Genomic DNA, 12,920 nt, shown 5'->3' with positions numbered 1-12,920 from the left:
AGTTTTAGTTTTCAAATGCCAATTGCTCTGAAGCAAATAATTGAGCTTCTTCCAGGTTGTCGAAGAATTGTAAACTTCTATTGAATAAGTGGTATCCCATCACAGATTTACTATTAAATTCTACTAGGTGAATGTTCTGATCTTCATCAATACATTCCAGACTCATGCTAGAGCCATTCGGATGGATTGTAATCCCTTGTATTTTCATCACAATAGATACATTTTCATGTAAAATGTATTTTCCCTTAATCAAAGAAAATATGGATGTATAGTTAGCCATAAGTTGAATAGTTTATTGTTTACAAAAAAGTCCTAAGTATGATTTACAAGGTGATTAAATAATATTTAATAGTCCACCCCCAATTATGGTGATTATTCTGAAAAAATAAGGGATACAAGAAAGAACATCTTGGATGAAAAGGAGTTCAGGTTTTGATTGTTTGATGTGATCTCTATTTTAAAAGGAGAAAGGAAGGGCTACCCTTGTGGTTGTCTTGCCTTGACTAATAACTAACCTATCGATCACTAAATTACTAACCCATGAACACCAGACCACCACTTGACCTCCATCATTTTAAAAACCTGAGAGCTTCAGGCTCAACATACCCTGAAATTCGTCGATCTATGGTCCATGAAGGCTATACAGATGAAGAAATTAGTGCTGCTATTCGGAAAATTGATGAAGAAGAACTAGAGAGAGTCGTTCGGGAGTCTCAAAAAAGACCTTTAATTAATTTTAGTAGTGTGGGATGGCCACTGTTACTCATCGCCCTAGTCATTGCTGTGTACTTGTATTGGATAGGAGATCCTTCCCCTATGGCTTTGGCTTATACTTCTTCTTTATTGATTGCATCAGTATATATGCTAATGATTGATCAACGTCAGCGTAAAGAAAAAGAAACAGAAGATTGATTAAACTTCTTCAGCACTGTCAGGAAGATCAGGGTCTCTTAGCTTCCATTGCTTGACATTTACTTGCTTGATGAGTAAGTCAATGACCTGACAAACAATATCCGTAACTTCAAGGTCCAAAGAAGGGCCGCCCTTGTCTCTCAAGAAAGTCTCAATAGCCTGATCGGCTACTTCTTCCACTTTTTTGACTTTTTCTGGGGAAGAGAGGTCATTTAGGATTTCTTCAATAACTGTCATAACAATTTCATGGGCAGCAATTTCGATACGGTGTGCTACGTAGTTTCCCGCAATAGGAACGAGTTTCAGGCTTTTGACTTCATCATTATGCTGTACTACATCTTTGACTAACCCTTCTACATAGTCGGAAGTATCCTCTTTGTAGATTTGATAAGTGGTGTGTACGGCACGACTAATTTTTTGAGCTCCGTAGCTAATCAATTCACTTTTGTTGGGGTAGACAACCTTGGTGATCACTTCATCAAAAAGTTGATTGCCTCTACGCACTTCTGTTTTTACGCCCTTAAGTACATTGATTACTACCCGGTCAGAGATTTCCTCCATGATTACCTCATAGTAATAATAGGCGGTACGAAATAGTTCACTTTTTTGTAAGTCAATAACTTTGGCGATATGTAAGCGATAGATAATGGCAGCGACCCTAAATAGTCGCATCCAGCGCAAACTTTCGAAAGGTAAACTTCCTAGTAAGTCATAAAAATGAAGGAAAGGATAAAAGAACCATTTGCTGTAACGTTTGCTGCGTACAGCCTGATACCAACTAAAAAAGAATTCACTAAGGTATATTAAGACGAAAACGCCATCAATCAAGTCAAAATTCTCATAAAGTGTTTTGGCATAAAAGTCATGAAAGGCAGGAGACAGATCATAAACAAATTCCCGTACCCATTGGCTTCGGAAAAGATCATGGAAGAAGATAAATAATAAATTACAACCCAGAACGCATAGCATTATTACATCAAGAATAATAAGTTTGATGTTTTCTCTACTGACGTTGGTGGTGGTGTGTTGTTTCATAGTATCTTCTTCGGGTAGATTTATTTGAATATTATAATTTTTTTCAAAAAAAGGGATGCTTTTTGTTATCTAATATTTTTTTATTCCTTTTTTTCGAATGCTGCTTTAAGGGACTATTACACTGATGTTGTATTGGGGAAAATGTATTGAATTACTGTTTATTTCTGTATTTTTATATCTTTGCTAAGGTAAATGCAATTTGTAGTAATGAATCACTTTTTTTGTGCTTTCGACAACAATTCATAACAGGTTTTTGGAGGAGATCAGGCAGGGAATAGCAGAAGGGAGATAGAGGAGAGGAATGGTATATCATTAGGAAAATACCTTGTTTAAACGATTCGGAAGTAGTGTATGTATTACTGCATGTTCTATAATTATTTTATTATCACTAAGTGATCCAAAATGGCAAAAGACAAGAATCAGGAAAACGTATTTCAGAAAATAGTAGCACACTCTAAAGAGTATGGTTTCGTATTTCCTTCCAGTGAAATATATGGTGGTTTACAGGCAGTATATGATTATGGTCCCAATGGAGCAGCCCTAAAGAAAAACATTAAGGATTACTGGTGGGCAGCGATGGTGCAGATGCATCCTAATATTGTGGGAATCGATTCATCGATTTTCATGGACTCTCAGGTATGGAAAGCCTCAGGACACGTGGATGCCTTTAATGATCCATTGGTTGACAATAAAGATTCTAAAAAGCGTTACAGAGCAGATGTATTGCTGGAGGATCATATCGCTAAATATCAGGCGAAAATTGATAAGGAAGTAACTAAAGGTAGAAAGCGTTTTGGGGACGACTTTGATGAAGCGCAGTTCCTGGAAACGAACCCTAACGTTCTTCGTAACAAAAAGAAAATCGAGGAGATTGAGGGCAGAATGAAAGAAGCCCTTGAGAACGAGGATATGGCAGCATTGAAGCAATTGATCGAGGACTGTGAAATTGCTTGTCCTATTAGTGGAACTAAAAACTGGACAGACGTTAGACAATTCAACCTAATGTTCTCTACAGAGCTAGGGGCGGTATCAGGAGACGCTGCAAAAATCTATCTTCGTCCAGAAACGGCTCAAGGTATTTTTGTGAACTTCCTGAACGTGATGAACACTTCTCGTTTGCGCCCTCCGTTTGGTATCGCTCAAATCGGTAAGGCATTCCGTAACGAGATCGTAGCACGTCAGTTTATTTTCCGTATGCGTGAGTTTGAGCAGATGGAAATGCAATTCTTCGTGAAGCCAGGTACAGAGATGGAGTGGTACGAGTACTGGAAAGACCTGCGTATGAAGTGGCATCATCTAGTGGGGAATAAAGATAACTATATCTTCCATGACCACTTGAAAACAGCACACTATGCGAATGCAGCTGTAGATATTGAGTTTAAGTTCCCATTTGGTACAAAAGAGTTGGAAGGTATTCACTCTCGTACAGACTTTGACTTGGGTGCTCACCAAGAGTTGTCAGGTAGAAAGCTACAGTATTTTGATAATGATATGAACCAGAATGTGGTTCCTTACGTGATCGAAACTTCAGTAGGATTGGATCGTATGTTCTTGTCTGTATTGGCAGGTGCTTATACGGAAGAGACTGTTCAGGATGGAGAAAAGACAAAAGAAAGAACTTACTTGAAGTTCCACCCTGCGTTGGCTCCAGTGAAAGCTGCGATATTCCCATTGACGAAAAAAGATGGCTTGCCAGCTAAGGCATCAGAAGTGATGCAAGAGCTACAGTATGACTTCAATATTACGTACGAGGAGAAGGATGCGATAGGTAAGCGTTACACCAGACAGGACTTGGTAGGTACTCCTTACTGTATTACAGTTGACCACCAGACCTTGGAGGACAATACAGTGACAGTACGTGAGCGTGATACTATGGAGCAGTTCCGTATGCCAATCAGCGAATTACACGCTTTTATCGGGGAGAAAGTTTCTTTGAGACATCTCTTGAAAGAACTGAAATAAGTCTTGTTGTTTTATAGTATCATAAAACAGTAAATAAAAGGCGATAAGGGGAGAAGGAATTGAGGTCTTGTTGATAGACAGTATTCCTTTTCCCTTTTTTCATTATTACTGAATAATATTTTGGAAAATGTAGGGTAGTATATCGTGCTATCATTATAGCAATAACATCAAATACATTTTTTATACTGCTTAATATATAATTTTGGGAATACGGTAGTTGGACTTTACTACTAATAGCCAATTATTTAGGCTTGTTCTACAGGATTAGGGTACTATTCTTGTGAGAGAACACACTAACTAAAAACTATTGCCAACATGAAAAGGACCTTATATTTTTTGTTGACATTGTCTCTGTTTTCATCCTGTAAGCAATTCATGCATTTGACTTATGAAGAGCGTCATGCGATGCAGGATCGCCGTATTGCGGATATGGCCAAGGCAAAAGTATTAACACCCTCACCGGAGACAGAGTCAACGACTTCTGTTCAGAACGATTCAAAAACAGTTGTAGAGAAAATAGAAGAATCCACTTCAGGACAAGGAGTGATTTCCCCTCCAGATAGAAAGCTTAGCAGGGCGGAATATATTCAGTACTTTAAGGATTATGCGATCGAGAATATGGTGAAGCATAAGGTTCCGGCCAGTATTACGTTGGCACAAGGAATCTTTGAGTCAGGAGATGGAAATAGTAAGCTGGCTAAAACAGCCAACAATCACTTTGGAATCAAGACATATGGAGGGTGGACAGGTCCTTACGTAATTCATTCGGATGATCGCCCGGATGATCGTTTCAGAAAATATGACTCGGTATTGGACTCCTATATGGATCACGCCCTTTTTTTGAAGAACAACAGGCGTTATGCGGCCTTGTTTGAGTTAAAGATTACAGATTATAAAGGGTGGGCTATAGGATTAAAAAAGGCAGGGTATGCTACGAATAGGGAGTATCATCGAAGGATTATCAAATTGATAGAAGAAAATAATCTTATGCAGTATGATAAGATAGGAATGAAGCGTATTAGGGCTTTAGAAAATTAAACTTAGTTTATCGCTTATCGCTTATCGCTTATCGCTTATTGTTTATAAGCGATAAGCGATAAACTGAACTAGTCCATATGTCCTTTTTTAAGGATTCGTTTAAGTTTGGCTACGACCATATTAATTGCCACTCTATTCTCTCCTCCCCTAGGGATAATGATATCCGCATATCTTTTGGTAGGCTCAACAAATTCCAGGTGCATGGGTTTTACCGTACTTAAATATTGGTCTCGAACAGACTCAAATGTTCGTCCCCTTTCTTGGATATCTCTCTCAATTCTACGTAATAAACGTTCGTCATCATCCGTATCGACAAATATCTTCATATCCATCAGGTCACGTAGCTCCTTAATAGCAAAAATGAGAATCCCTTCTACGAGAATGATCTTAGAAGGAGCGAGTGCTTTTGTCTCAGCTTGACGGGAGTGTGTAGAGAAGTCATATGTGGGGCAATCGACAGCATTTCCTTCTTTCAACGTTTTAACATGTTCAATAAGAAGGTCAAAGTCTAAAGATTCAGGATGGTCAAAGTTATTATTAATTCTTTGAGACATCGGTAGGTCACTTAAGTCTTTGTAATAAGCATCTTGTTCCAAGAGCACGACATCTTCTCCGATATCCAACAACCGTTGTGCAATGGTGGTTTTACCACAGCCAGTTCCACCGGCAAGTCCTACAATTATGTATGGTTTCATTATTTCTGTTGACTAAGCTGAAATTGCATGATAATCTTACAAAGTTATGTTTTTCCTATGGTTTAGAGGATGACCAAAGGAATATTTTTACAATTATTGATACTCTATCCTATTTATAAGTGAAAGAAGTATCATATGCAGTATTGGTTTAAAAAGATTTTTGGTTGGACCCATAGGGAAATCAATGGTATTGTTGGGTTGACGATACTTTTTGTCATCCTTTCTACAGGAATACATTTTCTTTTTTCGCAGCCTGTTTCTTTAGGAACATTAGAAGAGAACCAACTAGATAGCCTGAAACAAGTATTGCAGGAGCCTAGAGTACATTCATCGAAGTCATCTCATCAAAGACAGAAGAAATACTTTCTGCCTGATACGATGGATGTGTGGGATTGGAAGCAGGTAGGAGTGCCCTCTAAACTAGCCTATCGTTTGGTAGATTATAGATTAAAAGGAGGGAGCTTTAATTATAAACAGCAATTGATGGGTGTTTATGGTATGACAGATTCTATATATCGCTTACTGGAGCCTTGGATGAGTATACCAGTACGTAAAACAAAGGTATTATTGAATCAGGTTACTGCTGATGAATTACAGAAAATAGGGCTGCCAGTGTACTTGGCTCAAAGAGTTGTAAAGTATAGACGTTTATTGGGTGGAAGCTATTATTCCCAAGAGCAACTGAAAGAGGTATGGGGAATAAAGGAGCAGCACCTGATACTGCTAAGAGAAGCAACACAGATTTCCGTCAAAAATATACATACTATCTCTATTAATAATTGCTCTTATCAACAGCTTAAAAAGCACCCTTATCTTACAGCCAAAGAAGCTGGAAGCATTATACGACACAGAAAAAAACAAGGAGCTTACCCAAGCTTTAAGGTATTATTACAAGTAAAGGCTGTGAGAAAATCCGCTTTAGAGAAACTTAAACCCTATCTTCGATTTGATTTGTGAGAGGATTAGTAGTATTTTATTGGGATAAAACCTGAACTTTTTCTCTTATGACATTACTACAACGCTACCTATTAACAGTTGCTGTTTTTTTTACGCTTGATTTAAATGCTCAATCTTTAGATGAGGAATTACTCTTTCGTGACGTTGAAGTTCTTTCCAGTGATTCTATGGAAGGAAGAAAGTCTGGAACGGCTGGTGCTGATATGGCCGCCGATTATATAATTCAAAGAATGAAGAGGATAGGAGTATCACCTTATAAGAATGAAGATTACTTTCATCATTTTCCTTATGTTTTAAGGAGAGGCAAAAAGATACTAGGGAAGAATATCGTAAGTTTTATTCCAGGAACTTCAGGAAAAGAGGAATATATCATATTTACAGCCCACTATGATCACTTGGGGAAAGCGGGCTTTGAGATATATAATGGTGCGGATGATAATGCTTCCGGGGTAGCTGTACTATTGGCCTTAATGACATACTTTAAGACTCACCCTCCTGTTCATCATTTAATTTTCATTGCAACAGATGCCGAAGAGCAAGGATTATTGGGAATTAAAGCATTTGCAAAGGATCATGGACGGTTAATGAAGCAAACTTTACTCAACATTAATATGGACATGTTAAGTAGAGCAACAGAAAGTCCAACACTATTTGCAGTGGGAACATATCAATATCCAGCCTTGAAAAATCTCATAGAGGAGGGACCTACGCCTTCCCTTTTTACATTGGTGTTTGGACATGATACTCCCAGGGATAAGGGAAAAGACAATTGGTTAAATGCTTCTGATCATGGGACTTTTTATCAAAGGGATATCCCATTTCTTTACTTTGGAGTGGAAGACCATAAAGATTATCATGAGACCACAGATACGTATGAGAAAATAGATAAGGTATTTTATAAGGAGGTTGCTAGGTATTTGTTGGATTTAGCGGCTTATCTGGATCAACAGATGCAAGCGGTATCTCTTGTCAAGTAAAAGAAGAACTAAAAAAGAAAATCCCTTGATATCATAAATAATATCAAGGGATTTCTCAGTTACAGGGAGTAAAATATTGCTGTAAGGGGAGGATTCGAACCTCCACGGAGCGGTTAGAAAATAAAGATTTGGCAGCGAGCCGTCAAATCCTTAAGTCTTTATCCCGAAACTCTCCACCCTCGAGACAGGAGGGCATGTCTGCCAGTTTCATCACCTCACAGTATAGAGATAAAATAGTATTTGGGTTATTAACCAAACAAGTATTTGCTGTAAGAGGAGGATTCGAACCTCCACGGAGCAGTTAGGAAATAAAGATTTGGCAGCGGACTGTCAAATCCTTAGGTCTTTATTCTGGACTCTCCACCCTCGAGACAGGAGGGCATGTCTGCCAGTTTCATCACCTTACAGTGTAGTGTATTTTTAAAGCTATCGTTTTCGATAGAGCTGTAAGAGGAGGATTCGAACCTCCACGGAGCAGTTAGGAAATAAAGATTTGGCAGCGGACTGTCAAATCCTTAGGTCTTTATTCTGGACTCTCCACCCTCGAGACAGGAGGGCATGTCTGCCAGTTTCATCACCTTACAGTGTGGTGTATTTTTAGAGCTATCGTTTTCGATAGAGCTGTAAGAGGAGGATTCGAACCTCCACGGAGCAGTTAGGAAATAAAGATTTGGCAGTGGACTGTCAAATCCTTAGGTCTTTATTCTGGACTCTCCACCCTCGAGACAGGAGGGCATGTCTGCCAGTTTCATCACCTTACAGTGTAGTAGGGTTTGCGATTCTTCTAATCATTTCCCTTTCTTGTTGATACAAAGTAAATAAAGGATCGTTTGTTTTGCAAATATTCTAAATAAAAAGATTAAATGTTTTCATAATAACAAATAACAAAGTATTTTTTTATGAAAAGCATAAAAAAATACACAGATATGGGCTGTGTATTAGTAATTTTTAAATGAAATCGGAATAATATTTTGATTTGATCTATTATATCAATCAAAAACGTTGATTTATATTAAAGGATATTCAGTTTTGATAAGAATTTTGACTTATAAGAGTTTCCGATTGGAATTTCCTTTTGAGGCATAATAATCATCATATCCTCAATACTGTCGATTTTAGATAAGTTGACAATATAGGAGCGATGTACACGAGAGAAGGTGTTTTGGGGAAGCTTCTCCATTAGCCCTTTCATAGTAGAGTGAATGACATACTTTTTGCTTTCCATGTTTAGGATGACATAATCAGAAAGGGCTTCTACAAAGTAGATATCAGTCAGTAGGATACGAACAATCTTATTGTCAGATTTGATATAGATCGTTTCTTCACTTCCTTGAGTATCCAGAATATCCTGTTTTAGGTTATCTTCTGCTTTTTTTACCGCTTTGAGAAAGCGGGGGTAAGAAATAGGTTTGATAAGGTAGTCGGTAAGGCTGTATTCAAAGGCTTCAGCCCCGAAATCTTTTCGTCCAGTAATAAGAACTATTTGAGGTAAACTGTCTAGAGACTGTACGAGTTCAATGCCGCTCATTCCGGGCATTTCAATATCAAGAAAGACAACATCAATAGATTGTTCTTTGAGGATATTAAAGGCCTCTATTGCATTTTCGCATTCTGCAATAAGTTGGAGAGAAGGGGTTCTTTGTACGAAGTCTTTAATGATCATTCTTGATACCTCTTCGTCGTCTACGATAATACAGTTCATGTTACAATAGTAAGCGATAAAGTAAATAAGGATAAAAGGTGTAGGAATTATTATAATTCCTACAGTTTATGATTTAAGATGATTGCTTGGCCATCATCTTTTGAATATACTTTCCTACGATATCAAACTCAAGATTGACCTTGGAGCCGATTTCAATGTTTTTAAAACTTGTATGCTCATAAGTATAAGGGATAATAGCTACACTGAACTGTCCCTCTTTATCATCCACAACAGTAAGGCTGGTACCATTGATAGTAATGGACCCTTTTTCTACTGTAAAATTGCCTTTGGTTGGGTCATATTCAAAGGTGAATCTCCAACTACCTTGTTCGTCTTTCTTATCAATACAAGTGGCGACTTGGTCTACGTGCCCTTGTACGATATGCCCATCAAATCGACCATTGGCTGGGGTACATCTTTCTAGGTTCAAAAGATCACCTGATTTGAGTGTACCAATGTTGGTTTTTTGTAGTGTTTCATATATAGCTACTACTTGATGGGTATTGTCCTCTACCTTGGTCACAGTCAAGCAAACACCATTGTGTGCAAGGCTTTGGTCAATTTTCAGTTCATTTGAGATAGAAGACTCTACGGTTAGAATGTAGTTCTCTTGATCCTTTTCAATGCTGATCAGCTTTCCAAGTGCTTCAATAATTCCTGTAAACATAAGCTTTCGGTCAAAACAATTTTGATGAATATCTAACAAGATACAACATAAAGAGAAAAGGCACACGATAAATCGTGTGCCTTCTTTATAAAGTCTGTTTAAGCTAAGCCATTGGCTTTCTCAATCACGGCATCAAGACCATTGATGTCCTTACCTCCTGCGGTAGCGAAGAAAGGTTGTCCTCCTCCCCCACCTTTGATCTCTTTGGCAAGCTCTTTTACAAGTTGTCCAGCATGTAAAGAGGCTGTTTTTACAACTTCCTCGTCAATCATTACGGCTACTTGTGGTTTACCATTGATATCGGCAGCTAATACCAGAAATACGTTGTCGACTACAGCTTTGATATCATAAGCCAGTTGTTTTAATGCTTGAGCATTAGGCAAGCTGACTTTTTTAGCGATAAAGTTGTATTGTTCTTTTTGAACAGCCTCCTGTACAATGGCAGCTTTCATCGCTTGTAGTTCTTTGTTACGAAGCGCTTCTACCTCTTTCGTCAAAGTAGCCTTCTCTTCTGTAAGGTCTGTCAACGACTTTGTAAGGTCTTTAGGATTTTTCAATAACTCTCTAACCTCATTAAGCAATGCCAACTGTTCGTTGATATAAGCTTCAGCAGCTTCAGCGGTTACCGCTTCGATACGTCTTACACCTGCAGCTACAGAACTTTCAGAAGTGATTTTGAATAAACCAATTTGTCCGGTAGCATCAACGTGTGTACCACCACAAAGCTCAATAGAGTAGTCTTTGTCAAAAGCAATCACACGAACAAAATCTCCGTATTTCTCACCAAATAGCGCTGTAGCTCCCATCGCTTTCGCTTCCTCAATAGGAATACTACGTTGCTCATTCAGTTGAATGTTCTCTCTGATTTTTTCATTAACCAGTTTTTCAATCTGAGCGATTTCCTCGTCCGTTACTTTTTGGAAATGAGAGAAGTCAAAGCGAAGAAGTTGATCGTTTACCAAAGAACCTTTCTGTGCGACATGCTCTCCTAATACTTCTTGTAAGGCAGCGTGCATTAGGTGAGTTGCTGAGTGGTTGTTTTCAGTCAGCTTTCTTCTTGCAGTATCTACTTCACAATATACTTCTTGCTCCAGGTTAGATGGAAGCTTATTGGCAAAGTGGATAATCAAGTCATTCTCTTTTTTAGTATCGAAAATGGCAATTTTCTCTTCTCCGGAGGTTAATGTACCCTTATCCCCTACTTGTCCACCACCTTCTGCATAGAATGGGGTTTGATCAAGTACAAGTTGATAAATAGTCTTTTTCTTTTCGGTTACTTCTCTGTAACGAAGGATTCTTGCATGGCAATTTGTGGCATCATACCCCACAAATTCTACAGCGTCGTCCTCATGTACAACCATCCAGTCACCTCTTTCAGAAGCGGCATCTTCTCTGGAACGATTCTTTTGCTCTTGCATGGCTTCATTAAACCCTTTCTCATCTACTCCAAAGTCATTTTCTCTGGCAATAAGAGAGGTTAGGTCAAATGGAAATCCATAAGTATCGTAAAGGGCGAATGCCTCACGACCTGGGATTACTTTTTCACTTTTATGTGTATCCATCAGATCGTTAAGGATTTTTAATCCTTTCTCCAGAGTTCTAAGGAAAGCGACTTCCTCTTGCTTTACAACTTTCTGGATAAGGTCTTTCTGCGCTTCTACCTCAGGGAATACCTCATTGAATTGTCCTGCCAAAATATCAACCAATTCGTACATGAATGGTGCATCAAATTGTAGGAAGGTATAGCCATAACGTACGGCTCTTCTCAATATACGGCGGATGACATACCCCGCTTTATTGTTAGACGGTAACTGACCATCAGCAATAGCAAAAGTGATGGCACGGATATGGTCAGCAATCACTCGGATCGCAATATCCAGTTTTTCGTCATTTCCGTAAGTTACTCCCGCTTTCTTTGCTAGATGCTGAATCAATGGTTGGAATACGTCAGTATCATAGTTAGACTGTTTTCCTTGAATAGCCATTGCCAGACGCTCAAAGCCCATACCTGTATCTACGTGCTTAGCAGGAAGGGAAACAAGACTACCGTCAGCTTTTCTATTAAACTGTATAAATACAAGGTTCCAGATTTCTACAACTAATGGGTGATCTGCATTGACCAACTCTTTACCTGGTATTTTAGCAATATCTTCATCAGATCTCAGGTCAATATGAATTTCAGAACAAGGGCCACAAGGTCCTTGGTCACCCATTTCCCAGAAGTTATCTTTTTTGGATGCCAGTAGAATACGATCTTCCTCGATAAATTCTTTCCAATATTCAGCAGCTTCTGCGTCAACTTCAAGGTTATCATCTTTGTCGCCTTCAAAGACGGTAACATACATTCTGTCTTTAGGAAGATTATAACGTTCCGTTAATAGTTCCCAAGCCCAGGCAATGGCTTCTTTCTTGAAGTAATCACCAAAAGACCAGTTTCCTAGCATCTCAAACATGGTGTGGTGATAGGTGTCGATACCTACTTCCTCCAGATCATTGTGCTTTCCAGAAACACGGAGACATTTTTGTGTATCCGTTACTCTAGTGTTTTCAGCGATTTTATTGCCTAAAAAGTAATCCTTGAATTGATTCATCCCTGCATTCGTAAACATCAGGGTAGGATCGTTCTTGACAACCATAGGAGCCGAGGGTACGATCTCGTGTTGTTTTTCCTTAAAAAAATTGAGGAATGTATTTCTTATTGTTTTCGCATCCATTGTTTACAAAATATGGTAGGAAATTTGTATTTCTTCTTATGCTAATATAATTATCTCCGCAAAGTTATAAGAAATTAGCGGTTGTGGAATAAGTTTGGAAAAAATCCGTTAGTGTAGTATGAGGAGGGATTCCCAAAATTTTTCTTTTTTTCTGTTTTTGACCGGTTAATCCACCTTTCAAAATAATATTATCATAAGGAGAAGGGCCTTGTAGAGGCTTTACAGTGAGTGTATTACCTTACATAGGTAATGAATTAATGA

11 protein-coding genes are annotated in these 12,920 nt (G+C 38.4%); 5 read left to right on the top strand and 6 right to left on the bottom strand.

The features are described from left to right. Positions 1-4: 4 nt before the first annotated feature. Positions 5-280, bottom strand: a complete 276-nt coding sequence (locus tag ABD985_RS08275; protein ID WP_345370819.1) for a hypothetical protein — start codon at positions 278-280, stop codon at positions 5-7. A gap of 260 nt (positions 281-540) precedes the next feature. On the opposite strand from ABD985_RS08275, the gene ABD985_RS08270 reads away from it, so the two are divergent. Then, complete coding sequence (locus ABD985_RS08270) at positions 541-912, top strand: hypothetical protein (RefSeq protein WP_345370818.1); 372 nt, start codon at positions 541-543, stop codon at positions 910-912. On the opposite strand, the gene ABD985_RS08265 is transcribed toward ABD985_RS08270, so the two are convergent. Next, positions 913-1,947 carry a hypothetical protein gene (locus ABD985_RS08265; protein WP_345370816.1) on the bottom strand — a complete coding sequence of 345 codons (1,035 nt, stop codon included), beginning with the start codon at positions 1,945-1,947 and terminating at the stop codon, positions 913-915. A gap of 402 nt (positions 1,948-2,349) precedes the next feature. On the opposite strand from ABD985_RS08265, the gene ABD985_RS08260 reads away from it, so the two are divergent. Both ABD985_RS08260 and ABD985_RS08255 read left to right on the top strand, forming a co-directional pair. Continuing rightward, complete coding sequence (locus ABD985_RS08260; protein WP_345370814.1) at positions 2,350-3,909, top strand: glycine--tRNA ligase; 1,560 nt, start codon at positions 2,350-2,352, stop codon at positions 3,907-3,909. A 315-nt stretch (positions 3,910-4,224) separates the two neighbouring features. Continuing rightward, entirely contained in the window at positions 4,225-4,947 is a 723-nt protein-coding gene (locus tag ABD985_RS08255) for a glycoside hydrolase family 73 protein (RefSeq protein WP_345370813.1), read from the top strand. Positions 4,948-5,015: 68 nt separating this feature from the next. On the opposite strand, the gene udk is transcribed toward ABD985_RS08255, so the two are convergent. Then, on the bottom strand, positions 5,016-5,642 hold the full coding sequence (udk, locus tag ABD985_RS08250) for a uridine kinase (RefSeq protein WP_345370811.1): 627 nt from the start codon (positions 5,640-5,642) through the stop codon (positions 5,016-5,018). Between the two features lie 135 nt (positions 5,643-5,777). Between udk and ABD985_RS08245 the strand changes: the two genes are divergently transcribed. Continuing rightward, entirely contained in the window at positions 5,778-6,599 is an 822-nt protein-coding gene (locus tag ABD985_RS08245; protein ID WP_345370809.1) for a helix-hairpin-helix domain-containing protein, read from the top strand. A gap of 47 nt (positions 6,600-6,646) precedes the next feature. Next, on the top strand, positions 6,647-7,576 hold the full coding sequence (locus ABD985_RS08240) for a M28 family peptidase (protein WP_345370807.1): 930 nt from the start codon (positions 6,647-6,649) through the stop codon (positions 7,574-7,576). A 1,012-nt stretch (positions 7,577-8,588) separates the two neighbouring features. Here ABD985_RS08240 and ABD985_RS08235 read toward each other — a convergent pair. The 3 genes from ABD985_RS08235 to alaS form a co-directional block, all read right to left on the bottom strand. Further along, positions 8,589-9,278: a LytR/AlgR family response regulator transcription factor gene (locus ABD985_RS08235; RefSeq protein ID WP_345370805.1), complete on the bottom strand. Its 690-nt coding sequence runs from the start codon at positions 9,276-9,278 to the stop codon at positions 8,589-8,591. Between the two features lie 73 nt (positions 9,279-9,351). Next, positions 9,352-9,945, bottom strand: coding sequence for a riboflavin synthase (locus ABD985_RS08230; protein ID WP_345370803.1), 594 nt, complete (start codon positions 9,943-9,945; stop codon positions 9,352-9,354). A gap of 98 nt (positions 9,946-10,043) precedes the next feature. Beyond that, positions 10,044-12,659, bottom strand: coding sequence for an alanine--tRNA ligase (alaS, locus tag ABD985_RS08225; RefSeq protein WP_345370801.1), 2,616 nt, complete (start codon positions 12,657-12,659; stop codon positions 10,044-10,046). Between the last annotated feature and the right edge of the window lie 261 nt (positions 12,660-12,920).

This window comes from Algivirga pacifica, assembly GCF_039543525.1.
Taxonomy (GTDB): domain Bacteria; phylum Bacteroidota; class Bacteroidia; order Cytophagales; family Flammeovirgaceae; genus Algivirga; species Algivirga pacifica.
This window is presented reverse-complemented; position numbering and strand designations above follow the sequence as displayed.